At 73.3% G+C, this 22632-nt stretch carries 24 protein-coding genes; 17 read left to right on the plus strand and 7 right to left on the minus strand.

All coding sequences use genetic code 11. From position 1 onward, the window contains the following. Positions 1-19 precede the first annotated feature (19 nt). Positions 20-886, minus strand: coding sequence for a fructosamine kinase family protein (locus ACIRFL_RS16255; protein WP_404028807.1), 867 nt, complete (start codon positions 884-886; stop codon positions 20-22). Positions 887-1094: 208 nt separating this feature from the next. Between ACIRFL_RS16255 and ACIRFL_RS16260 the strand changes: the two genes are divergently transcribed. Then, complete coding sequence (locus ACIRFL_RS16260) at positions 1095-2084, plus strand: alpha/beta fold hydrolase (protein ID WP_404028810.1); 990 nt, start codon at positions 1095-1097, stop codon at positions 2082-2084. A 177-nt stretch (positions 2085-2261) separates the two neighbouring features. Here ACIRFL_RS16260 and ACIRFL_RS16265 read toward each other — a convergent pair whose 3' ends face one another. Then, positions 2262-2990, minus strand: a complete 729-nt coding sequence (locus tag ACIRFL_RS16265) for an ATP-binding protein (RefSeq protein WP_404028813.1) — start codon at positions 2988-2990, stop codon at positions 2262-2264. A 325-nt stretch (positions 2991-3315) separates the two neighbouring features. On the opposite strand from ACIRFL_RS16265, the gene ACIRFL_RS16270 reads away from it, so the two are divergent. From ACIRFL_RS16270 to ACIRFL_RS16280, 3 genes are all read left to right on the plus strand, one after another. Next, a complete protein-coding gene (locus ACIRFL_RS16270; protein ID WP_404028815.1) occupies positions 3316-4191 on the plus strand; it encodes a helix-turn-helix domain-containing protein in 876 nt (291 codons plus the stop codon). A gap of 25 nt (positions 4192-4216) precedes the next feature. After that, complete coding sequence (locus tag ACIRFL_RS16275; protein WP_404028982.1) at positions 4217-4429, plus strand: DUF397 domain-containing protein; 213 nt, start codon at positions 4217-4219, stop codon at positions 4427-4429. An 80-nt stretch (positions 4430-4509) separates the two neighbouring features. Then, positions 4510-5325 carry an SAM-dependent methyltransferase gene (locus ACIRFL_RS16280; protein WP_404028817.1) on the plus strand — a complete coding sequence of 272 codons (816 nt, stop codon included), beginning with the start codon at positions 4510-4512 and terminating at the stop codon, positions 5323-5325. Between the two features lie 37 nt (positions 5326-5362). Here ACIRFL_RS16280 and ACIRFL_RS16285 read toward each other — a convergent pair whose 3' ends face one another. Both ACIRFL_RS16285 and ACIRFL_RS16290 read right to left on the minus strand, forming a co-directional pair. Further along, positions 5363-6568, minus strand: a complete 1206-nt coding sequence (locus ACIRFL_RS16285) for a PP2C family protein-serine/threonine phosphatase (RefSeq protein ID WP_404028820.1) — start codon at positions 6566-6568, stop codon at positions 5363-5365. A 71-nt stretch (positions 6569-6639) separates the two neighbouring features. Next, on the minus strand, positions 6640-7599 hold the full coding sequence (locus tag ACIRFL_RS16290) for a hypothetical protein (protein WP_404028823.1): 960 nt from the start codon (positions 7597-7599) through the stop codon (positions 6640-6642). 187 nt (positions 7600-7786) lie between these two features. Here ACIRFL_RS16290 and ACIRFL_RS16295 point away from each other — a divergent pair, with 187 nt between their 5' ends. From ACIRFL_RS16295 to ACIRFL_RS16310, 4 genes are all read left to right on the plus strand, one after another. Continuing rightward, positions 7787-8059 carry a heavy-metal-associated domain-containing protein gene (locus ACIRFL_RS16295; protein ID WP_404028826.1) on the plus strand — a complete coding sequence of 91 codons (273 nt, stop codon included), beginning with the start codon at positions 7787-7789 and terminating at the stop codon, positions 8057-8059. A gap of 178 nt (positions 8060-8237) precedes the next feature. Then, entirely contained in the window at positions 8238-10484 is a 2247-nt protein-coding gene (locus ACIRFL_RS16300; protein ID WP_404028829.1) for a heavy metal translocating P-type ATPase, read from the plus strand. A gap of 306 nt (positions 10485-10790) precedes the next feature. Then, positions 10791-11411 carry a hypothetical protein gene (locus tag ACIRFL_RS16305; protein ID WP_404028832.1) on the plus strand — a complete coding sequence of 207 codons (621 nt, stop codon included), beginning with the start codon at positions 10791-10793 and terminating at the stop codon, positions 11409-11411. A gap of 206 nt (positions 11412-11617) precedes the next feature. Continuing rightward, a complete protein-coding gene (locus ACIRFL_RS16310; protein ID WP_404028835.1) occupies positions 11618-12073 on the plus strand; it encodes a tellurite resistance TerB family protein in 456 nt (151 codons plus the stop codon). 72 nt (positions 12074-12145) lie between these two features. On the opposite strand, the gene ACIRFL_RS16315 is transcribed toward ACIRFL_RS16310, so the two are convergent. Then, positions 12146-13078, minus strand: a complete 933-nt coding sequence (locus ACIRFL_RS16315; protein WP_404028838.1) for a M56 family metallopeptidase — start codon at positions 13076-13078, stop codon at positions 12146-12148. Positions 13079-13084: 6 nt separating this feature from the next. After that, positions 13085-13468, minus strand: coding sequence for a BlaI/MecI/CopY family transcriptional regulator (locus ACIRFL_RS16320; RefSeq protein WP_404028841.1), 384 nt, complete (start codon positions 13466-13468; stop codon positions 13085-13087). 279 nt (positions 13469-13747) lie between these two features. Between ACIRFL_RS16320 and ACIRFL_RS16325 the strand changes: the two genes are divergently transcribed. The 4 genes from ACIRFL_RS16325 to ACIRFL_RS16340 all read left to right on the plus strand — a co-directional run bounded on the left by ACIRFL_RS16325 (position 13748) and on the right by ACIRFL_RS16340 (position 17798). Then, a complete protein-coding gene (locus ACIRFL_RS16325; RefSeq protein WP_404028844.1) occupies positions 13748-14323 on the plus strand; it encodes a TerD family protein in 576 nt (191 codons plus the stop codon). A gap of 766 nt (positions 14324-15089) precedes the next feature. Continuing rightward, positions 15090-15674: a TerD family protein gene (locus ACIRFL_RS16330; protein WP_404028983.1), complete on the plus strand. Its 585-nt coding sequence runs from the start codon at positions 15090-15092 to the stop codon at positions 15672-15674. Positions 15675-15797: 123 nt separating this feature from the next. Continuing rightward, complete coding sequence (locus ACIRFL_RS16335; protein WP_404028847.1) at positions 15798-16958, plus strand: TerD family protein; 1161 nt, start codon at positions 15798-15800, stop codon at positions 16956-16958. Between the two features lie 162 nt (positions 16959-17120). Beyond that, positions 17121-17798 (plus strand): lytic transglycosylase domain-containing protein, encoded by a 678-nt coding sequence (locus tag ACIRFL_RS16340; RefSeq protein WP_404028850.1) that lies wholly within the window; start codon positions 17121-17123, stop codon positions 17796-17798. 31 nt (positions 17799-17829) lie between these two features. On the opposite strand, the gene ACIRFL_RS16345 is transcribed toward ACIRFL_RS16340, so the two are convergent. Further along, positions 17830-18051, minus strand: coding sequence for a twin-arginine translocase TatA/TatE family subunit (locus tag ACIRFL_RS16345; protein ID WP_404028854.1), 222 nt, complete (start codon positions 18049-18051; stop codon positions 17830-17832). 209 nt (positions 18052-18260) lie between these two features. Here ACIRFL_RS16345 and ACIRFL_RS16350 point away from each other — a divergent pair, with 209 nt between their 5' ends. The 5 genes from ACIRFL_RS16350 (at position 18261) to ACIRFL_RS16370 (ending at position 22589) form a co-directional block, all read left to right on the plus strand. Beyond that, a complete protein-coding gene (locus ACIRFL_RS16350) occupies positions 18261-18662 on the plus strand; it encodes a cold-shock protein (protein WP_404028857.1) in 402 nt (133 codons plus the stop codon). A 179-nt stretch (positions 18663-18841) separates the two neighbouring features. Beyond that, positions 18842-19519, plus strand: a complete 678-nt coding sequence (locus ACIRFL_RS16355; protein WP_404028860.1) for a hypothetical protein — start codon at positions 18842-18844, stop codon at positions 19517-19519. 161 nt (positions 19520-19680) lie between these two features. Further along, positions 19681-19926, plus strand: a complete 246-nt coding sequence (locus ACIRFL_RS16360) for a ferredoxin (RefSeq protein WP_404028862.1) — start codon at positions 19681-19683, stop codon at positions 19924-19926. Then, on the plus strand, positions 19916-21307 hold the full coding sequence (locus ACIRFL_RS16365; RefSeq protein WP_404028865.1) for an NAD(P)/FAD-dependent oxidoreductase: 1392 nt from the start codon (positions 19916-19918) through the stop codon (positions 21305-21307). Before ACIRFL_RS16360 ends, ACIRFL_RS16365 begins: the two co-directional genes overlap by 11 nt. Positions 21308-21350: 43 nt before the next feature. Beyond that, positions 21351-22589 (plus strand): cytochrome P450, encoded by a 1239-nt coding sequence (locus ACIRFL_RS16370; protein WP_404028868.1) that lies wholly within the window; start codon positions 21351-21353, stop codon positions 22587-22589. The last annotated feature ends 43 nt before the right edge of the window (positions 22590-22632 follow it).

The raw sequence follows: 22632 nt of genomic DNA on the forward strand, positions 1-22632 counted from the left end.
GGGCCGGCGCGAACCGGCCTCAGGCCGCCGGCAACCGCCGGGCGATCGCGAGGGCCTGTTCCGCGTAGCCGCGCCCGAACAGCACCGCGTGGACCAGCAGCGGGAACAACTGGTGCAGCCCGACGCGTTCGCGCCAGCCGTCCGCCAGGGGCGTGGTCTCCCGGTAGCCGTCGAGGACCCGCTCCAGGTGGGGACAGCCGAACAGGCGGAGCATCGCGAGGTCGGTCTCCCGGTGCCCGCCGTGCGCGGCCGGGTCGATGAGCCGGACGTGACCGTCGTCGCCCCACAGCACATTGCCGTGCCACAGGTCGCCGTGCAGCCGTGCCGGGGGCTCGGCGGGGCCCGCCAGCAGGTGCAGCCGCTCGCAGACGCGGTCGATGACGCCGGCCTCGTCCCGGCCGAGGGTGCCGGCGTCGGCCGCGCGGCGCACATAGGGCAGCACCCGGTGCTCGGCGTACCAGGACGGCCAGTCGGCACCGGGGACGTTGCGCATCGGGGCGAGCCCGATGTACGCCTCCTCGGGGCCGCCGGGCGGCGGGCAGCCGAACGCGGGCGCGCCGGCGGCGTGCAGGCCGGCCAGCGCGCGGCCGAACCGGACCGCGGCGCCGGGGTCGGGCCGCCCGGTCGGGACGCGGTCGAGCACCAGCCACCGTGCGTCATGGCCGCGCACGGCCGGCAGCCGGACCGTGTCCGCGGCGGCCAGCCAGCGCAGCCCGGCCGCCTCGGCGGCGACGGCGCGCGGGGCGTCGGCCCGTTTGACGACCACGACCGGCCCGCCGTCGAGGCGGACCTCGCTCAGCGTGCCGGACAGCGAACGCTCCCGCGTCGCCGCTCGCCCGGTGAGCCGGGCTGCCGCCGCCCGTGGTCCCTCGTCGCCGTGCACCATGGGGCCAGGGTAGGTGGTGGTGCCGGCCTTGCCGCAGGTCAAGAACGTGTGTTCAGGCCCGAGCGAAGGCCAAGGGCGTCTCGCGGAGCCGGGCCGGCCGGTCGCTCGGGCCCTGGTGGGCGATTTGCCGAACCGGCAACATCGCTCGGCGGCGGAAACCGGCTCCCGCATGATCGTGCCAGCAGTCCCCGAACGTCTGGGAGGAACCATGCCGCAGAACACCGCTTCGCACGCCGTCCATCGCCTGGTGCCGTCCCCGGCGGGCCGGACCCACCTGGTGGAACAGGGAACCGGGCCGCTGGTGCTCCTCGTGCACGGCTTCCCGGAGTCCTGGTACTCGTGGCGCCGCCAGCTGCCCGCGCTGGCCGCCGCCGGCTACCGGGCCGTCGCCGTGGACGTGCGCGGCTACGGCCGCTCCTCCAAACCCGCCGAGTCCGGCGCCTACCGGATGCTCGACCTGGTGGCGGACAACGTCGCCGTGGTGGAGGCGCTGGGCGAGCGGTCCGCCGTGATCGTCGGACACGACTGGGGCGCCACCATCGCCGCCACCTCGGCGCTGGTCCGTCCCGACGTCTTCAGCGCCGTGGGCCTGCTGAGCGTGCCCTACACCCCGCCCGGCGGCCCGAGGCCCAGCGAGGTGTTCGCGGCGATGGGCGGCCCCGAGGAGTTCTATGTCTCCTACTTCCAGGAGCCGGGCCGCGCGGAGTCGGAGATCGAACCCGATGTGCGCGGCTGGCTCGCGGGCTTCTACGCCGCGCTGTCCGCCGACACCATGCCCGCGCCCGGGGCGCCGGATCCGCACTTCGTCACCGCGGGCGGAAGGCTGCGCGACCGGTTCCCCGCCGGCCGTCTGCCCGCCTGGCTCGGCGAGGACGAACTCGACGTCTACGCGGCGGAGTTCGAGCGCACCGGACTGACCGGCGCACTGAACCGCTACCGCAACATGGACCGGGACTGGGCCGATCTCGCCGACTTCCACGGCGCCCCCGTCACCCAGCCGTCGCTGTTCGTCGGCGGCGGTCTTGACGCCTCCACGACCTGGCTCTCCGACGCGATCGAGGCGTTCCCGCGCACCCTGCCCGGCCTGACCGCCTCGCATCTGCTCGACGGCTGCGGCCACTGGATCCAGCAGGAACGCCCCGAGCGGATCAACACCCTGCTGACCCAATGGCTCGCGCAGGTGTCCCCGCGCCGCTGACCGCACGCCCCCGGTGGGAGTGTGCCGTCACCGGTTCACGAGGTGACGGACGGGTGCCGCGGGCCCGGCCCGGGGCGGGTACGCGTCCAGGACGGCTCGGCCGAGCAGGGCTCACCCGTGCCGCGGGCCCGGCCGTACGGCGGAGCGGCCGGGCGGGCGGAGCGCCGTGGGCGCGGGTCAGGGCTGGGCGGACAACGGTCCATGGTCCGGGCGTCCTTCGGCCGAGTGGGGGGCGGGCCTGCCGGGTCGGGGGGCCGGTGACGGGGCCGGGCCCGCGGTCGTCGAAAGCTCGGCCCAGACGACGCGTGCGGACCGGTGGGTGCCGGTGACGCCCCAGTCGAGGCTCAGCGCCTCGACCAGCAGGAGTCCGCGTCCGCTCTGGTCGTCCGGGTCCGGCCGCCTGGGCGCCGGCAGCGCGGCGGCACGGTTCTGGTCCTCGACCTCGATGCGCAGCCGGTCCGCGGCGCTGTGCACCCGGCAGGCGATCCGTTCGCTGGCCGAGTGCGTGACCGCGTTGGTGACCAGTTCAGAGGTGACGAGGACGGCGTTGTCCCGTACCTCGTCGTCGGTGCCCCAGCTGGTCAGCAGCGCTCGCACGGCCCTGCGTGCCGCGCCGACCGAGGCCGGGGTGGCGGGCAGCTCGAACGCGTGCGCGGGGCCGGGCGGTTGAGCCCCGGAGGCGAGCGGGTCGGGGCCGTCGGGCCCAGGGAGTCGACCGGCATGCTCGCCTCCGGGTGGTCTGCTGGAACCCGCCGACTGCGGCGGGCGGTGCGGCCACGGGGCCGCGTGCGGGCCCCCGGACCTGTCGCCGCCCGGCGCCGGCCGCCAGCCCCTGGGCGGTGCGGCACCGGCGGACCGGTCGTCGGGCGGTCGGTCCAGTGGCTGGGGGAGGGAGGGCGCAGTCATCGCCGTACGCCTTTCGTCCGGCCTCGCTGAGTGGGGGGTCTCTCGGTCGTGGATCGGTCGGCCGCACAGCACGATCGGGCGACAACGCGCGCCGGATGACGCCCGATTGCAGCCCAGTCTCCCCCAACTGGACTGTTCCGCCTGCTCATTCGGTGAGCCGAGTCAGTGGGTCCACTGTGACATCCGCCAACATCTGCTCGCAACCGGCAAGTTGAAATTTGCAAGTGGTGGCGTGCATGCTGCTTGCGTCAACAAGTGATCGAATGAGGCGCCGGAATCGACCGCGTGAGACGGTGACCCTGGAACCTGGTACGAGGGGGTAAGCGTGACCGCGGAGACCGACTGGGGCGGCGCCCCTTCCGTCCTGCGCATGATCCTCGGCCGTCAGCTGGAGGAACTGCGCAACCGGGCCGGTCTGACCTACGAGGAGGCGGGCGCGGCCATCGGCGTCAGCCACTCCACCATCCGCCGGATGGAGGCCGCCAAGGTGGCCCGGCTGCGGCTGGCCGACGCCGAGAAGCTGCTGCAGACCTACGGCGTGACGGACCGGGAGGAGATAGAAACCTTCCTGCAGTCCGTGCGCGAGGCCAACAAGCGCGGCTGGTGGCACACGTACCGCGACGTCATGCCGGACTGGTTCGCCGCGTATCTGAGCCTGGAGCAGGCCGCGCTGCACATCCGCGCCTACGAGAACGAGTTCGTCCACGGGCTGCTCCAGACCCCGGAGTACGCGCGCGCCCTGCTGAGCGCCGGCAATCCGCACGCGTCGGCGGACGCCACGGAGCGGCGGGTCGCGCTGCGCATGCGCCGCCAGGAACTCCTTGTGCGCAAGGCGCCGCCGCGGGTGTGGATCGTGATGGACGAGACGGTGCTGCGCTGGCCGGTGGGCGGCTCCGACGTGATGCGCGCGCAGATCGACCATCTCATCGAGGTCAACCGGCTGCCGCAGGTGACCCTGCAGATCATGCCGTTCGCCAACGGCCCGCATCCCGCCATGCGGGCCGGGGCCTACCACCTCTTCCGGTTCCGGGCACCCGAACTCCCCGACATCGTCTACCTCAACGGCCTGGTCGGCGCCGTCTACCTGGACAAGAGCGACGACGTCGTGGTGTACCGCGAGTCCCTGGACCGGTTGGGCGCCCAGGCGGCGCCCGCCAGGAAGACCGAGGCCGTCCTCGGTGCGATACGCAAGGAGCTGTAACGTGCACCACCCCATACACAACGGCATGCCGTCCCGGGAACTCGGCGCTCGCGGCTGGAGCAAGCCGTGGAGCGACGACGCCGGCGGCGCCTGCGTGGAAGTGAAGAAGCTCGCCGACGGACGCGTCGCGGTGCGCCAGTCGACCGACCCCGACGGCCCGGCACTGGTTTTCACCCCCCGCGAAATGACCAGTTTCCTGACGGGTGTGAAGTCGGGTGACGCCGACTTCCTCCTGTGAACCGCCTTGTTATAGCTGCGTTGTAGCTGCTTGTTCCATCGACCCCTGCTGCATCCCCGACTCGAATGGGAGACACGGCGTTGCCCGACAACGGATGGCCGGCCGACCGCATCGACACCGAGAACGCCCACTCCGCCCGGATCTACGACTACATCCTGGGCGGTAAGGACTACTACCCCGCTGACAAGGAGGCGGGCGACGCCATGGCGCAGGAGTGGCCCGCCCTGCCCATCCATATGCGCGCCAACCGGGACTGGATGAACCGGGCGGTGCGCTGGCTCGCCGAGGAGGTGGGCGTGCGCCAGTTCCTGGACGTCGGCACCGGCATCCCCACCTCGCCGAACCTGCACGAGATCGCGCAGGCGGTGGCCCCGGAGTCGCGGGTCGTCTACGTGGACAACGACCCGATCGTCCTCACCCTCTCCCAGGGGCTGCTGGCCAGCGCCCCCGAGGGCAGGACGGCGTACATCGAGGCCGACTTCCGTGACCCGGGCGCCATCCTGGACGCACCGGAGCTGCGCGAGACCCTTGACCTCGGCAAGCCGGTGGCGCTCACGGTGATCGCCATCGTCCACTTCATGCTCGACGAGGACGACGCGGTCGGCGTCGTGCGCCGTCTCCTGGAGCCGCTGCCCTCCGGCAGCTATCTGGCGATGTCCATCGGCACCGCCGAGTTCGCGCCCGAGGAGGTGGGCCGCGTCGCCCGCGAGTACGCGGCCCGGAACATGCCGATGCGGCTGCGCACCATCGACGAGGCCCACGAGTTCTTCGACGGCCTCGAACTGGTCGAGCCGGGCATCGTCCAGGTCCACAAGTGGCACCCGGACGGCGAGGGCGAGAAGGGCATCCGCGACGAGGACATCGCGATGTACGGAGCGGTGGCCCGCAAGCCGTGACCCGCCGGGGCCGGGACCCGTCGGGTTCCGGCCCCGGTCAGCGGGTGGCGGGCCCGGGACCGGTGCTCGGGCGGAACCCGCCCGTCTCGATGACCCTCATGTGCTGCCGCCCGCGGGCCGCGGAGGTGCGGTGCAGGACGACCACGGCCGCGTCGTCGTCCAGGCGGCCGCCGGTGTGCGCGACCAGATCGCGCCGCACATGCTGGACGAGGGCGTCCGGCGGGGCGTCGCACCACCGGGAGACCCGCTCGGCCAGCGGGTAGAAACGGCCGTCGGCGTCGCGGGCCTCGATGACGCCGTCGGTGTACAGCAGCAGGGTGTCGCCCGGTGCGAAGGGGATCTCGTCCAGCTCGCGGGCGGCCGGCCCGCATCCCCCCGGTCCCAGCCCGCAGCCCTGGACCCCCAGTGGCGGCGAGGGATGCAGCGTCGGCACGGTGATCCTGCGGCCCTGGCAGAGCAGCAGCGGCGGCGGGTGACCGCAGGTGGCCATCCTGACGACCGGGTACTCCTCGGGGATCTCCACCAGCAGGGCGGTGGCGAAGCGCTCGCCCGCCTCCTCGGGCGGCTCGAAGTCGGCCGCGTAGCGCTGGACGCTCTGCTCCAGGGCCTCGGCCAGGTCCGTCAGCACGGGACGCCGGTGGGCCGCCTCGCGGAAGGCCCCCAGCAGGGTGGCGGCCTCCCCGATCGCGGACAGCCCCTTGCCGCGCACGTCGCCGATCAGCACGCGTATCCCGCCGAACGCACGGGTGGCCGCGTACAGGTCGCCGCCGATCTGGGCCTCGTCCTCGGCCGCCAGGTACAGGGAGGCGATCCGTACGAACCCCATCTGCTCCGGCAGCGGCCACATCAGCACGTGCTGGGCGGCCTCGGCCACCGAACGGACCCGGACCAGCTGCGCGTGCCGCCGGTCCCGGATCGCGCAGTAGATCACGACCAGCACGGACAGCACGGTGAGGGTGATGAGCTGCACGATGCGGTTGGCGGTGGCCAGTTCGCCGTGCAGGAGCCCGATGAGGCTCTGGGCCACCACGGTCATCGCCCCGACCGCCGCCGTCGTCCGCGGGCCGGCGAACGACGCGGTCAATGCCGGGGCGATGACCAGCGCGGAGGCCAGGTGGAAGTCCTGGGGCGAGTGCACCTCCACCACGGTGATCACGGCGATCAGCGCGACCGGAAGCAGCAGCAGCGCCTGACTCGACTGCCATGGCTGCCGGAGACCCGTCGCGCCCTGCCCGTCACCCATGTCATCCAGCGTGCCCCACCCCGGGCCGGTCGGCCATCCTTGCCCGCCCGGGTCCCTCCGGCCGGCCCGGCTCAGTGCCCGTGGTTGGCCGTCGCACCGGGCCGAGGCGTCCCCGGACCGGACGCCTCGGCCCCGGCCGTCACCGTGAACGCCGCGGTCCTGACCACGCCCGCGTGCCGGAAGTCGAGGAAGAGCCGGTAGGTCCCGGCGCTCGGCGCCGTCGCCGTGAAGGAGATCTCCGGTCCCGGCCGGGTGCTGCCGTCCCCGGGCTCGCCGTTCGGATGCACATGCAGATAGGCGAGGTCACCGGACCGCAGCGCCACCAGATGGCCGTACGCCTCCAGATAGGGCTCCAGATCGCGCACCGGCCTGCCGTCCTTGGCGACTTCCAGCCGCAGCTCGCTCGGCCGGCCCGCGCTCAGAGCGCCGCGCAGCGTCACCTCGTAGCCGTCCACCCGGGCGGTGCGGCCCGGCGCCCAGGTCCGCGCCGGACGCTCCCGTCCGGTGGCCGTGAGGTCGGCTCCGAGGGTCAGCCCGTCGCCGCCGCGGGGGGTGAAGTCGGCGAAGACCCGGTATCCCGTCGCCTCGGGCAGTTCGACGGGGGCCGACCAGGTGCCGTCGGCCGCGCGCACGGGGTGCAGATGCCGGAAGACGGTCAGGTCCCGCGAGGCGACGATCAGGTGCAGTTCCTTGCTGTGCTCCCGCTCGTACGCGGTGACGGTGCGGCCGGTCGTGTTCTCGACGATCGCGAACCGCAGACGGTCGCCGCGGCCCGCCTCGATCGTCGGGGTCCGCAGGGCGAGGGTGTATCCGCCCTCGGAGGCGTGCAGCCCGCCGGGCGGCGCCGACTCATGGCCCCCCTGTGCCGGATCGTGGCCCTGCTGTGCCGGATCGTGGCCCCGCTCGTGCGCGCGGGGCGCCCGGTCGGACTCGGGGGCGACCTCGCCGAGGCCGCTGCCCAGGCCGTAGGCGGTGCCGAAGGTCGCGGCGAGCGCGGCGGCGAAGACGGTGATCCGCAGTCCCGTGTGCATGGGTGCCCTCCTGGGCTCACGGCCGCCCGGTCGGCGGCCCGACTGCGCTAGAAGGTACCCCCTGGGGGTATGAAGTCAAGCCCCTTCCGCCCTTGAGTTGTATACCGGGTGGGGGTATAGATTGGATCACGCTTCATACCCCTATGGGGTATGGGTCGCCATTCAGTGACTCGTTCTCGGAGGACCCATGTCGAACTGCTGCACCCCCGACGGAAGCTGCCACGCCCCGGCCGGTACGACGACCGTCTACCAGGTCGACGGCATCGGCAGCGCCCACTGCGAGGGCGTCGTCGCCGACGCCGTCGGCGCCCTGGACGGGATCACCGCCGTGACCGTCGCGGCCGGCACCGGCCTGGTCGCCGTCACCACCGCGGGCGAGCCCGGCGGGGACCTGGACGCACTGATCACACGGACCGTCGAAGCCGCCGGCTACGACGTCGTCCGCCGCCTGCCCGCCTGACCCGCCCCACGACGGTCGCGGGGGGGGGGGGGGGCCCCCCCCCCCCCCCCCCCCCCCCCCCCCCCCCCCCGGCCGGCCCCCCCCCCCCCCCCCCCCCCCCCCCCCCCGGGGGGGGGGGGGCGCGGCCCCCCCCCCCCCCCGCGACCCTCACCCAAGCCGACAGCTCGGAGGACCACACATGACCACCCTCGCTACCGGGGCCGCCGAGGTCGAACTCGCCATCGGCGGCATGACCTGCGCCTCGTGCGCGGCGCGGATCGAGAAGAAGCTCAACCGCATGGACGGTGTCCGGGCCACCGTCAACTACGCCACCGAGAAGGCCAAGGTCACCTTCGACGAGGGCGTGGCCGTCGCCGACCTCATCGCCACCGTCGAGGCCACCGGCTACACGGCGCACCAGCCGCGGCCCGAGCCCGCCGCACCGGACGCCCCGCCCGGCCGTGCGGACGACGAACTGCGCACGCTGCGCCGGCGGTTGACCACCGCCGTCGTCCTCGCCGTGCCGGTGATCGCCATGGCGATGGTCCCGGCCCTGCAGTTCACGTACTGGCAGTGGCTGTCCCTCACCCTGGCGGCCCCCGTCGTGACGTACGCGGCCTGGCCCTTCCACCGCGCCGCCTGGACCAACGCGCGGCACGGCGCCGCCACCATGGACACCCTGATCTCCGTCGGTGTGTCGGCGGCCGTCCTGTGGTCGCTGTGGGCGCTGTTCCTCGGCACGGCCGGGACGCCCGGCATGACACACCCCTTCGAGCTGACCATCGCCCGCACCGACGGGACCGGAAACATCTACCTGGAGGCCGCCGCCGGTGTGACGGCCTTCATCCTGGCCGGACGGTACTTCGAGGCGCGGTCCAAGCGGAAGGCGGGCGCCGCGCTCAGGGCGCTGCTCGAACTCGGCGCCAAGGAGGTCACCGTGCTCCGCGACGGCCGCGAACGCCAGCTTCCCATAGGGGAGTTGCAGGTCGGCGATCGCTTCCTCGTACGCCCCGGCGAGAAGATCGCCACCGACGGCACCGTGGTCGAGGGCACCTCCGCGGTGGACGCCTCCCTGCTCACCGGCGAGTCCGCCCCCATCGAGGTGGGCGTCGGGGACGGCGTCACCGGGGCCACCCTGAACGCCGGAGGCCGCCTCGTCGTGCGGGCCACCAGGGTGGGCGCAGACACCCAACTCGCCCGCATGGCCAGGCTCGTCGAGGACGCCCAGAACGGCAAGGCGGTCGTACAGCGGCTCGCCGACCGGATCTCCGGTGTCTTCGTGCCCGTCGTGATCGTCCTGGCCGTGGCCACGCTCGGCTTCTGGCTGGGCAACGGCGCCGGTCCGACCGCCGCCTTCACCGCCGCGGTCGCCGTCCTCATCATCGCCTGCCCGTGCGCACTCGGGCTCGCGACCCCGACCGCGCTGCTGGTGGGAACGGGCCGGGGCGCACAACTCGGCATCCTCATCAAGGGACCCGAGGTGCTGGAGAGCACCCGCAGGGCCGACACCGTCGTGCTCGACAAGACCGGCACCGTCACCACCGGAAGCATGACCCTGCTCGCCGTGCACCCGGCCGACGACACCGACGAGCAGGACGTGCTGCGGCGCGCCGGCGCCCTGGAACACGCCTCCGGGCACCCCGTAGCGCGGGCCGTCGCGACCGCCGCCGCGGACCGGGTGGGACCGCTGCCCACGCCGGAGGACTTCGCCGACGTACCCGGCCGCGGCGTGCAGGGCGTGGTCGACGGGCACGCCGTCCTGGTCGGCAGGGAGCGGTTGCTGGCCGACTGGGCCATGTCCCTGCCGGAGGGACTGCGACGCGTCAAGGCCGTGGCCGAGGCCGCGGGGCGTACGGCCGTCGTGGTCGCCTGGGACGGCCGGGCCCGCGCGGTCCTCGAAGTCGCCGACGCCGTCAAGGACACCAGCGCGGAGGCCGTCCGGCGGCTGCGCGGCCTCGGGCTGACCCCGGTCCTGCTCACCGGGGACAACCGTGCCGTGGCCGAGTCGGTCGCCGCGGAGGTGGGCATCGAGGGCGAGCACGTCATCGCCGAGGTGCTGCCGCAGGACAAGGTGGACGTCGTCAAGCGGCTTCAGGGCGAGGGCCGTTCGGTCGCCATGATCGGCGACGGCGTCAATGACGCGGCGGCACTGGCCCAGGCGGACCTGGGCCTTGCCATGGGCACCGGCAGCGACGCCGCGATCGAGGCCGGCGACCTGACGCTGGTGCGCGGGGACCTGCGGGTCGCCGCCGACGCCATCCGGCTCGCCCGCCGGACGCTCGGCACCATCCGGTCCAACCTGTTCTGGGCGTTCGCCTACAACGTCGCCGCGCTGCCGCTCGCCGCGGCGGGGCTGCTCAACCCGATGATCGCCGGTGCGGCCATGGCCTTCTCCTCGGTCTTCGTGGTCGGCAACAGCCTCCGGCTGCGGCGCTTCCGAGCGTAGGCGCTCCGCTGGGTGTGCCGCGATGGGCCGTCGGTTGTGTGCGGCTTCGTTGTGGCTGGTCGCGCAGTTCCCCGCGCCCCCTCGGGGTGGGGTCTGCCGTCGGATGTCTGCGGCGCCGTCGTGGCTGGTCGCGCAGTTCCTCGCGCCCCTTTGGGGCGCTGGTCGGTGGGGCGATGTGCTGTTAGGTACGAGTCTTTAGAGGTTGCGCAAATCGGGAACCGTTAGACTCGCCTCTCCTCAGCCACCGTCCGGCAGGGCGGCCACGCATGTCGCGAGTGCCGTCGGCCTTCACGCAACGGGGGACACATGTCGGATGCCGCGCCGTCGGCCACGGAGATCGGTGTCGTGTTCGAGCGGGTCCTCGCTCGGGCCCTGGACTGCACGCAGATCACGGAGGCGCTGGCGCGCCCCGGTGCGCCGCTCGACCGGGAGTGGCTGCGCGCCCGGGCGTCGTCGGCCCGCGGGGCCATCACGGCCGCCGCGGCCGTCGAGTACCAGGACTACGTCGGCGCCAGAGCGGCGGACGCCGGCCGCACGCAGCCGCGCCGGGCGGGCGGGCTGCTGGCCGTGTTCGCGGTGCTGGTGCCGGGCCTTTCGGCCGTGGCCGCCGTCTTCCTGCTGTCCGGGTACGGCCTGCGCGCCGTGGCCGGCCGGCCCTACGTCGGCGACGGCCTGATCACGGCGGGGCTGCTCGCCGCAGCGGTGGCCGCCGGGGCGGCGATCGGCGATGCGATCTGGCTGTGGGTGACGGCGGTCCGCAACCGCTCCGGCGAGCGACAAGGCAGCCTGGCCGACGCCGGCCCCGAGGCGGCCGCGGCGCGCGCCGCCTGGGAACTCGCCCTGCTGGAGCGGGGAATGATGCCGTTTCTGCTCAGCCGCATCGAGGAGGCGCGGGGGGCGGAGCGCGGTGACCGTGCCGTGCGGTGACGCTCCGCTGGGTGCGCCGCTATGGGCCGTCGGTCGTGTGCGGCGGCGTTGTGGTTGGCCGCTCCCGCGCGGCGGAGCCGCAAATCGATACAGCCTCGCGCCCCTTCGGGGCGCTTGCTGCTATCTTCTACAGGGTTGTAGAAGTAAGGCGGCTGCCGGTGCGGCTTTGTTTGCGGTGCGGTGGCCCCGGAGCGAGGGAAGTCGACATGGCCCTGTGGGACCGCATCAAGGACTCGGCGTCGCAGATGCAGAATCAGCTGGTGGCGAAGAAGAACGACCTGAAGAGCGGTGCGTTCCGCGACGCGAGCATGGCGATGTGCGCCCTGGTGGCCGCGGCCGACGGAAAGATCGACCCGGCCGAGCGCCAGCGCGTCGCCCAGCTCATCTTCAGCAACGAGGTGCTGCAGAACTTCCCCGCTGACGACCTGCGGCGCCGATTCGAGGAGAACCTGGACAAGCTGACCGCCGACTTCGACTTCGGCAAGGTCGGCGTGCTCCAGGAGATCGCCAAGGCGAAGAAGAAGCCCGCCGAGGCCCGCGCGGTGATCCAGATCGGCATCGTCATCGGAGGCGCCGACGGCGACTTCGACGCCACCGAGCGCGCCGTGGTCCGGGAGGCGTGCTTCGCGCTCGGGCTGCCGCCCCACGAGTTCGACCTGTGAGCGGACGCCGTCGCGGCCCGGGGCCACCGCGGCGGCCGGGCGCGGCACCCGCCCGTCCTGGGCGGGTCCGCGTCACAGGGGCGTGGCCGCGTGCAGGAGCAGCAGCAGCGTGACCGCCGAGTTGGCCGAGAACATCGCCGACAGCAGGGCCCCGGTCGCCGCGGTCCACAGGGCCAGGCCCACGGCGGTGAAGATCGGCGGCCAGGTCCGCACGGCGGGCGCCGGTCCGAGCAGGGCCGCGACCCGGCGGGGGAGCGGACCCGGAGCCGCGAACGGGGCGAAGGCGGGCGCGGGCGTGCCCTGGGGGAGAAGCGCCGCCTTGCCGATGGCCCGGGCGACGGCCCGGCGGCTGCCGACCACCTGGGCCGCCGCCTCGTCCGCCCAGCGCTCGGTCGTATAGGCCACGGCCGTGCGCAGCGGCCACAGGAAGGGGTTGGCGCAGGCGGCGAGCCGGACCAGCAGCAGATGGCGATGGTGGCCGGCCGCGAGGTGGGTGCGTTCGTGCGCGAACAGGGCCCGGCGCTCCCGTGGGGCGAGCCGGGCGAGCATGCCCGTCGAGACCACGACGCGGTCGCGCGGGCCGCCCGGCAGCGCGTACGCGTACGGCTCGGCGTCGGGCAGCACCGCCACCTCCGTGCGCGGCAGCTCGGCGAGGGCCCGGTGGGCGCGGCGCCGTAACCGGTGGTGGTGCAGCAGCGCGCGCAGACCTGCGCCGACCACCGCGACCAGCGCGGGAATCGCGGCCTTGCCGACGATCTCATGGCGCGGCACGCTCTCCCGCACCTCGGCGTCCGACCAGCCGTCCGGCAGCGGATTGCCGGGCAGTTGCGCGGTGCCGACCACCATCAGCAGCACCAGACACACCGTGCTGCACAGGGCCATGACACACGAGACGCCGGTCAGCAGCAGCGTCGCGGTCCGGGGGTGCAGGCGCTGTTCGGCCAGGCGCGCGATCGGCCAGGCGGTCAGCGGCAGCACCAGCGGCAGGAAGACGAAGATCCCCATGCGGTGTCACTCCTCGTCGCCGGCCTGGTCCAGCAGTTCGCGCAGCAGTTGCTCGTCGTCCTCCGGCAGCGTGGTGACGAAGCTGGCCAGCACCGCCCTGCGGTCCCGCTCGCCGTCCAGGACCTTGTGCATCTTCAGCGCGGCGAGACCGGCGCCGTCCGCGGCGGGCAGCCACACGAACGAGCGGCCTTCGCGCCGGCGGGTGACGGCGTCCTTGGCCAGCAGCCTGGCCAGCACCGTCATCACGGTGGTGTAGGCGAGGTCGGCGGCCAGGTGGTCCTGCACCCAGCCGGCGGTCACCGGGCCGCCGGCCTCATGGAGCGCCGCGAGCACCTGCGTCTCCAACGCGCCCTGCGCCCGGCGCGGACGGTGCGGATCCGGGTTCGTCACGCGCTTGTCTCCCTTCTGCTGCGCCCCGCCCGGCCTGTCGCCTGGGGGCGTCACATCGTATAGAGCCAAGGTCGGCCACCCGTTCGGGGACGGCCGTCCATGGCCATAAGCGGCCGTTGACGCCGCGTCACATCGCGGCCTCGCCGCGCCGTGCGGCGGTGTGGCGCATTCGCCTCGCCTCCGTACGCGCCCTCTGCGCGATTACTTCTACAGTGTTGTAGATTCTAGCTCGGGCCGTGGCACGGACCCGAGTCGACCGCGTGTGTGGAGGTATGGAGCATGGGTGTTTCCCTGGCCAAGGGCGGCAACGTCTCGCTGAACAAGGAGGCGCCGGGGCTGAGCGCCGTGCTGGTGGGTCTTGGCTGGGACGTACGGACCACCACCGGGGCGGACTTCGACCTGGACGCATCGGCGCTGCTGCTGACCTCCGCGGGCAAGGTCCCCTCGAACCAGCACTTCGTCTTCTACAACAACCTCAAGAGCCCCGACGGCTCGGTGGAGCACACCGGCGACAACCTCACCGGTGAGGGGGAGGGCGACGACGAGTCGGTCAAGGTCGACCTGGCCGCCGTGCCCGCCGAGGTGGAGCGGATCGTCTTCCCGGTGTCGATCCACGACGCCGAGTCGCGCGGCCAGAGCTTCGGGCAGGTCCGCAACGCCTTCATCCGCGTGGTGAACCAGACGGGCGGCGCCGAGATCGCCCGCTACGACCTGTCCGAGGACGCGTCGACCGAGACGGCCATGATCTTCGGCGAGTTGTACCGCAACGGCGCCGAGTGGAAGTTCCGCGCGGTCGGCCAGGGGTACGCCTCGGGCCTCGCGGGCATCGCCGCCGACTTCGGAGTCGATGTCTGAGCAGGCGAAGCGCGCCGAAGACCCGTGTGAGGGCCGCGCCCCCGGCCCTCACACGCCCGCGTCCCGGCCCGCGGGCCCCCCTCTCACGGGCCCGCGTACCGGCCGGGGAAAGAGCGTGAGCGGCATGCCGGGCCTGCGTCCGGCGGACCGGGCGGACTTCGCGCGGGTACTCCGATCGGCCCTGGACAGCCCGGAGATCCGCGCGGCCCTGAGCGCCGATGCCACCGGCCGGGCGGCGCGGCGGCTGTATGCCGGGGCGCTGGCCGCACAAGCCGAGATCGCGGCCGCCGCCCAGGACGAGTACCGCGCCTATGCGGCCGCCCGCGGGGCGGCGGGCCGCCGCACGTCCCCGGCCGAACGCCCCCGGCTCGCCGGACGCACCGGGCTGCCGCCGGCCGTGCTGCTGCCCTTGATCTCCGCCGTCTCCGCGGCCGTGCTCCTGCTCATCGGGCACGGGCTGCTCCTCGCCGGCGCGGCGGTCCGGTTCGCCGGCTCGGTCCGCTCGGCGGGCTGGGTGCTCGCCGTGGTGGCGGTGGCCGCCGCGGCCCTCGGGGTGGCGACGCAGCCCCGGGCGGTTCCGGGCCGGGACGCCGGGACGCGCGGGCCGGTGACCCCGGTGAGTGCCGACGACGTCGAACAGGCCCGGCGGCGGTGGCAGCGGGCACTCCTGGAGCGCGGCGTCCTGCCCCATCTGCGCCGTCGGCTGCCCGCGTCCCTCGCCCCCCAGGGCCTTCAACCACCCCCGCGACAGAAAGCGAGACGACACATGTCGGTCAATCTGAGCAAGGGCCAGCAGATCAGTCTGAGCAAGTCCGACGGCACGGCACTGAACGCCGTCCGGATGGGGCTCGGCTGGCAGGCGGCCCAGCGCAAGGGCTTTTTGGCCAAGCTCACCGGCCCCCGCGACATCGATCTGGACGCCTCGGCGCTGCTCTTCGCCGGCGGACAGCTCGCCGACGTCGCCTTCTTCCAGCATCTGACCAGCGACGACGGATCCGTGCGGCACCTGGGCGACAACCTCACCGGCGGCAGCGGCGCCGGCGGCGACGACGAGGTCATCCTCGTCGACCTCGGCCGTGTCCCCGCGCACGTCGACCAGATCGTCTTCACCGTCAACTCGTTCACCGGACAGACCTTCGCCGAGGTGCAGAACGCGTTCTGCCGCCTCGTCGACGAGAACACCGGGCAGGAAATGGCCCGTTACACCCTGAGCGGCGGCGGCACGTACACCGCCCAGATCATGGCCAAGCTGCACCGCGGGACGGGCGGCTGGCAGTTGAAGGCCATCGGGGAGCCCGCGGCCGGCCGGACCTTCCAGGACCTGCTGCCCACCATCGTCGGCCATCTCTGAGCCGGACCCATACGATCACAGCGTGCAATCACTTCATCTCTTGCGCAATCAGGGAACCGTAAGACCCGGGCTCCCGTTGATCAAGAAGAACACGGGACGCGGAAGCAGCAGCGGAGGACGTGCATGAGCGTGCCCCTGACCAAGGGCGGCAATGTGGCGCTGGGCCGGCAGGCCCCGGGCCTGACCGCGGTGACGGTCGGCCTGGGCTGGCAGGCGAACACGGGCTACGACCTGGACGCCAGCGCGCTGCTGTGCGACGGGTCCGGCAAGGTGCCCTCCGACGAGCACTTCGTCTTCTTCAACAACCTGAGCAGCCCGGACGGTTCGGTCCGGCACTCCGGAGGCGGCGGTCCGGTCGGACCGGACGACCAGCAGATCCACGTCGACCTCGACCGGGTGCCGGCGGACGTGTCGAAGATCGTCTTCCCGGTCTCCCTCTACGAGGGCGCGGCCCGCGGCCAGTCCTTCGGGCAGGTCCACCGGGCGCACATCCGGGTGCTCGACCGGCACGGCGGCGCCGAACTGACCCGCTACGACCTCGCCGCCGGCGGCCTGTCGGACGAGACCGCGCTGGTCTTCGGCGAGCTGTACCGGCACGGCGCGGAGTGGAAGTTCCGCGCGGTCGGGCAGGGGTACGCCTCCGGGCTCGCGGGCATCGCCGCCGACTACGGCGTGGACGTCCTGCGCGCGCCGGACCCGGGCCCGCAACCCCTCACCCCGCCGCCGGCGAGCACGGGCACGCACCTGCCGCCGCCCGTCGCCGCAGCGAAACCGGCACCCGTGGCGGCACCGGTACCCGTGGAGCCGACACCGACCCTTGTCTCCACGCCCGCCCCCACGTACCCCGGTTCACCCCAACCCCCAGGGAGTTCCCCCGTGACCTGCTTCTTCGACCCCGACCACGGCCCCGGCGCGACGATGGTGACCTGGTCGCCGCAGTGGGGTGTGGCGCGCCCGGTGCAGGCGTGCGGCGGCTGCGCGCAGCGGGTGCAGACCACGGCGCCGCCGTTCTACGCGCCGCCGCAGCCGGGGTATCCGCAGCCGATGCAGCAGGGCTACCCGCAGCCCGGCCACGTGCAGCAGGGCTACCCGCAGCCGGGGTATCCGCAGCAGGGCTACCCGGCGCCGCACGGCGACCCGCAGCAGCAGGGCGGACGCCGCTTCGGCACCGGCGCGCTCATCGGCGCGGGCGCGGCGGGCCTGGTCGGCGGCGCCCTGCTGAACGAGGCCCTGTCCGACGACGAACCCGACGTCGTGGTCAACAACTACTACGAGGAGGAGTGACCGTCCGCCCGCCGCGGGCACCGCGCCGCACCGGGACCTGACCGGCGCGGCGCGGCCTCACAGGGGTCTCGGCCCGGTGGGCGGGCGCGGCCTCACAGGGGTCTTAGTCCCGGTGGGGTAGAAGGATTCTGGTCGAGGGAGGGATGCGAGAGAGGACCGGACATGTCCGATTCCAGGGCGTCGAGACGCTGGCGCTGGCTGCCCGTGCTGGTCTTCGCCCTCGCCGTGTACGTCATCGTGCGCGCCGCCAACACCCCGCAGGGCGACGGCCCGCCGCCCGCGGGGTCGTCCGCCTCCCCCTCGCCCGCACCGACCGGAAGGCCCTCGGCCACCGCGTCCGCGGCGGCCATGTCCTCCTACGACCCCGCCGACTACGCCCGCCAGGTCCGCGACTGGGCCCGGCGCACCGGCGTCAGCGCCCAGCTGCTGATGGCGATCCTCTACAACGAGGCGTACAAGCCGCACGATCCCGGCCTGGAGCGGGCCTGGCAGAAGTACAAGCCCGACGCCTCCTTCGGCATCGCGAACATGCACCGCGCCGCCTTCGACGAGGTCAAGAAGGGCCGGGACTTCGCCGGCCGCCGATGGGAGGAGCTGCCCGACGACCGGGACCTCGCCATTCAGGCCGAGGCCTGGTACCTGCACGACCTGGGCGCCCGGCTCCCCGCCCAGTGGCCCGCCGCCTACGACCGGGACGAACTGCTGGCCCTCGGCTACAACACGGGCGCCGGCAACATGCTGGCCTTCGCCCGGGGCACACCGCCCGGCAGCCAGGCCCGGGCCTACCTCGACAAGCTCCACACCAACTGGGCCAAGGCGGGCCGGGCCGTCGGCGTCTGACGCGCCGCCGGGCGGCCGGGTGTCCGTGCCGTCATGTGCGGGGCGAGCCGTCCCGGTTGACCACGGTGCCGCTGACCACGTCCTGGGCCGCGGGCGGGCCGCTCGGCGTGTCCTGTCCCCCCAGTGCCTTGGCCTCGCTCTTGAAGATCCGGGCCGCCTTGCCCGCCGAACGCGTCAGTTCGGGCAGCTTCTTGATGCCCAGGACCACGATGACGACGATGAGGATCATGGCCAGTTCACTCAAGCCGAACATCAGAAATGCCCTCCCGGTGGCGGAGCCGGCCGGCACGGCGTACCGGCGACATCCGCAATCTACACTGTTGTAGAAGTCTCTCCCGCGGACAGATCGTGCGACAAGCCCGCCCGCCCCGTCCGCCGCCCGGGTGAAGGGGCGCGGGGCAAGCTGCTAGAATCGCCCGCTGATTCGTTCGGGCAGGTGGCCCGGGTTGTCTGGGGGTTGGTGTGGCAGCAGGCCGTGTGGTGAGGTTCGACAGCGTTCGCGGATATGGGTTCATCGCCCCGGAACACGGGGACGAGGATGTCTTTCTGCATGTGAACGACCTTTTGATCCCCGAGTCCATGGTGCGTACCGGACTCGAGGTCGAGTTCGAGATCGAGGACGGGGAGCGGGGCCCCAAGGCGTCGTCGATCCGGCTGGCACCGGGCGCGACGGCACGTGCCGGGTCCGCGTCGGGGTCCGTCGGTGACGATTCGCTGTGCGACGTGCTGCAGACGGTCGAGTTCACCAACGAGATCACGGAACTCCTGCTGCAGACGGCGCCGACCCTGACGGGCCAGCAGATCGTGCAGATCCGGCGCGAGTTCCTGCAGTTCGCCAAGAAGCACGGCTGGACCGAGGACTGACCCCCACTCCCACGACGCACGCCGGGGCGCCGCCCGCCTCGGCCCCGTGAGAGCCCGGCGTGCCGGCGGATGCCCCGCGCGGACCGCCGGGTGTGCCGTTCGGGCGTGTTCCGGTGGCGGCGAGCGGCACAACACGGCTTGCTGGTGGCATCAGCCGCCGCACAGGAAGCGAGCCGCGCATGCAGACAACGGCGTCGGGAGAGCGGGCACTGCAGACCCCACGGGCCGCCGGGCTCGCCGGGGTCGTCTTTGCACTGCTGCTCGCCGCGGCGATCGTCCTCATCCGGATCGGCATCCCCGAAGGCGCCGACGAGATCAGCGCCGCCGACTTCGCGGACTCGGCGGGGCACAACGCGGTGCACACGGCGCTCGCGCTCGTGCCGTTCGCCGGCATCTTCTTCCTCTGGTTCACCGGTGTCGTCCGCAGCCACCTGGGCGAGGCCGAGGACCGGTTCCTCGCCACCGTCTTCATCGGCAGCGGCCTGCTCTTCGTCGCCACCCTGTTCGGGGCGGCAGCGGCCGCCGCCGCCGTACTCGACATCGCACAGACCGCCGGTCCGGAACCGGCACTGCCGACCTGGGCCTTCGGCAGCCACTTCGCGTACACCCTGATGACCGGATACGCGATGCGCATGGCCGCCGTCTTCACCTGCTCGCTGTCGGTGCTCGGCTACCGGCGCGGCGTGCTGCCGCGCTGGCTGATCCTGCTGGGCCTGCTCACCACCCTGGTCCTGCTCTTCGTCTCGTCCAACGTGCCCTGGGCCGAACTGGCCTTCCCGGCCTGGTCGCTGGTCCTCAGCGGCTACATCCTCGTCGTCACCAACCGCCCCCTGCCCTCCATGGCCGCGGCGACCTGAACCCGACCCGCGCACCGGTGCCGTGACCGCGGTCCGTCACTCGATCGGTCGGCCCCGGCGCGCGGCGCCCGCACCGCCGCTCCCATGCTGGCCCAGGGGGACGACCGCCGTCCGCCGCGGGCGGCGCACGACGGACCCGGCCACCGGAAGGGCGGAGCGCCATGAGGCTTGTGGTCGACCTCAACAAGTGCCAGGGATACGCCCAGTGCGCGTTCCTCGCGCCGGACGTCTTCACCATGCACGGCGAGGAATCGCTCGTCTACAACCCGCGGGCCGAGGCGGACCAGCGTGAACGGCTCGCCCGCGCCGTCGCTGCCTGCCCCGTCCAGGCGATCACCGCCGAAGGACTCGACGGCCCCGCCGGCCGGCCCGCCGCGGGCGCCCCGGAGGCGAGCGATGCCCGCTGACTACATCGCCTGGCTGCGCGGCGAGGGCCGGATCGTCGTCGTCGGCGCCTCGCTCGCGGGACTGCGGGCCGCCGAGACGCTGCGCGCCGAGGGCTTCGCCGGATCGCTCACCATGATCGGTGACGAGCCGTACGAGCCCTACGACCGGCCGCCGCTGTCGAAGGCGGTGCTGCTCGGCAAGGCGTCCGCGCACCACACCGGACTGCCGCAGCGCAGGGACATCGACGCGACGTGGCGGCTCGGCGTACCGGCGACCGGACTCGACCTGGCGGGCAGACGGGTACGGCTGGCGGACGGGGACGAGGTCGAGTACGACCGGCTGCTGATCGCCACCGGCGTACGCGCCCGGCCCTGGCCCAAGGAGGACGAGGCCCGGCTGGACGGCGTCTTCCTGCTGCGCACCCGGGACGACGCCGCCGCCCTGTACCGGCGGCTGAAGGCCGGGCCGCGCCGGGTCCTCGTGATCGGCGCCGGCTTCTCCGGATCCGAGGTCGCCTCCGCCTGCCGGGAGGCGGGCATCGCGGTCACCGTGGCGGAACGGGCCGACGGGCCCCTGGTGGGCGCGCTCGGCGGGGTGATCGGCGCGGTCGCCGCCGACCTGCACCGGGACAACGGCGTCGACCTGCGCACCGGCGTCATGGTCACCGCCCTCGAGGGCGACTCGGCGGGCCGGGTGCGGGCCGCCCACCTGTCCGACGGGAGCCTCGTCGAGACGGACGTCGTGATCGTCTCGCTCGGCGCGGTCCGCAACACCGAATGGCTCACCGGATCGGGGCTCGGCGCGGGCCCGCGGGGCATCGCCTGCGACGCGGGCTGCCGCGCCTTCGACTTCCGGGGCATCGTCACCGACGACGTCTACGTCGCGGGCGATGTCGCCCGCTCCCCGCACGCCCTGTTCGGCTACCAGTTCCTCTCCCTGGAACACTGGGGCAACGCCGTCGCCCAGGCCGAGGTCGCCGCCCACAACATGATCAGCCACGGCGCGGACCGGCGGCCGCACCTGTGGGTGCCGGCCTTCTGGTCCGCGCAGTTCGGCGTGAACATCAAGTCGGTCGGCGTGCCGCCGATGGGCGACGAGATCATGATCGCGCAGGGTTCGCTCGCCGAACGCCGGTTCGTCGGCGTCTACGGCCACCAGGGCCGGGTGATCGCCGCCGTCAGCTTCGACAACACCCGCTGGCTGGGGTTCTACCAGCGGATGATCGAGACGGGCGCGCCGTTCCCGCTGGATTTCCCGACCGTCGACCGCCGCCCCGAGGGCCGCAGACCCCTCCCGGCCGACTTCCCCGACCCGTCGCTGCCGACCCACGGCCCGTCCGTCACCCTCACCGGCTACTCACCGGCGGACCGCCGCCTGGTCTTCACGCCGAGCCGCCACTGACGGACACCCGGCCGCCGCCCTCGCCACCCCCCAAGGACCCGCCATGACGCACGCCTCGCTCCTGCGCCGGATCACCGATCACGCCCACCGCGCCGACCCCTACCCGCTGTACGAGGAACTGCGCAGGACCCCGGTCCTGCACGAGGAGGAGGGCGGCCCCTACGTCATCAGCTCCTACTGGGACATCGAAAGCCTGCTGCACGACCCGCGCGTCAGCTCCGACGCCACCAACCTCGCGGCGATCGGCGACGACGAACCCGGCGGCCCGGAGGCGACGGGACTGCCGCCGAGCTTCATCCGGCTCGACCCGCCCGAGCACGACCGGCTGCGGCGGATCGCCAACAGCTCCTTCGGGCCGCCGCACCGGCCGCGCCGGCTGGACCTGCTGCGCGGCGAACTCGTCCGGATCGTCACCGGCCTGATCGACGGCTTCGGCGACGCCCGGCAGATCGACCTGGTCGACCAGTTCGCCTACCCGTTCCCGGTGACCGTGATCTGCCGGCTGCTCGGCGTACCGCGCGAGGACGAACCGCGCTTTCGCGCCTGGGTCGACCCGATCGTGGCCGCCCTGGACCCGGCCGTCCGCTCGCACGAGAGCGACGACGAGCGGCGCGTCGCCCAGGAGGCGCGCATGCAGCTCGGCATGTATCTGGCGGGGCTGGTCGAGCAGCGCGCCAGGGAACCCCGCGACGACATGCTGTCCGACCTGGTGACCCGTCATGGCCCGGACGGCGCGATGACGATGATGGAAGTGCTCAGCACCTCGGTGCTGCTGCTCATCGCGGGCCACGAGACGACGGTGAACCTGATCACCAACGGCATGCTCACCCTGCTGCGGCACCCCGAGTACCTGCACCGGCTGCGCGCCGATGCGGACCTGTCCGTCAGGATCGTGGAGGAGCTGCTGCGCTACGAGCCTCCCGTGCAACTGGTGACGCAGCGCACCTGCATCGCGGACATCGACGTGCGCGGCGTGACCATTCCGAAGGGCTCGCGCATCTGGCTCGTCCTCGCCGCCGGCAACCGCGACCCGGAGCGCTTCCCCGAGCCCGACCGGTTCGACCCGGACCGCGAAGACATCCAGCACCTCGGCTTCGGCAGCGGCGTCCACATCTGCTTCGGCGCGCCGCTGGCCCGCCTGGAGACCCAGATCGCGCTGTCCGAGCTGGCCCGCCGCCTGGACAACCCCCGCCTCGTCGAGGACCCGCCGCCCTACCGGCAGAACGCGCTGCTGCGCGGCCCACGCCATCTGGACGTCGCCTTCGACACCCTGCTGCCCTGATCCGGCGCTCCCCGCCGTGGGCGCTCCCGCTCCAAGGACCTGA

Source organism: Streptomyces sp. NPDC102462 (assembly GCF_044765425.1).
Lineage (GTDB): Bacteria > Actinomycetota > Actinomycetes > Streptomycetales > Streptomycetaceae > Streptomyces.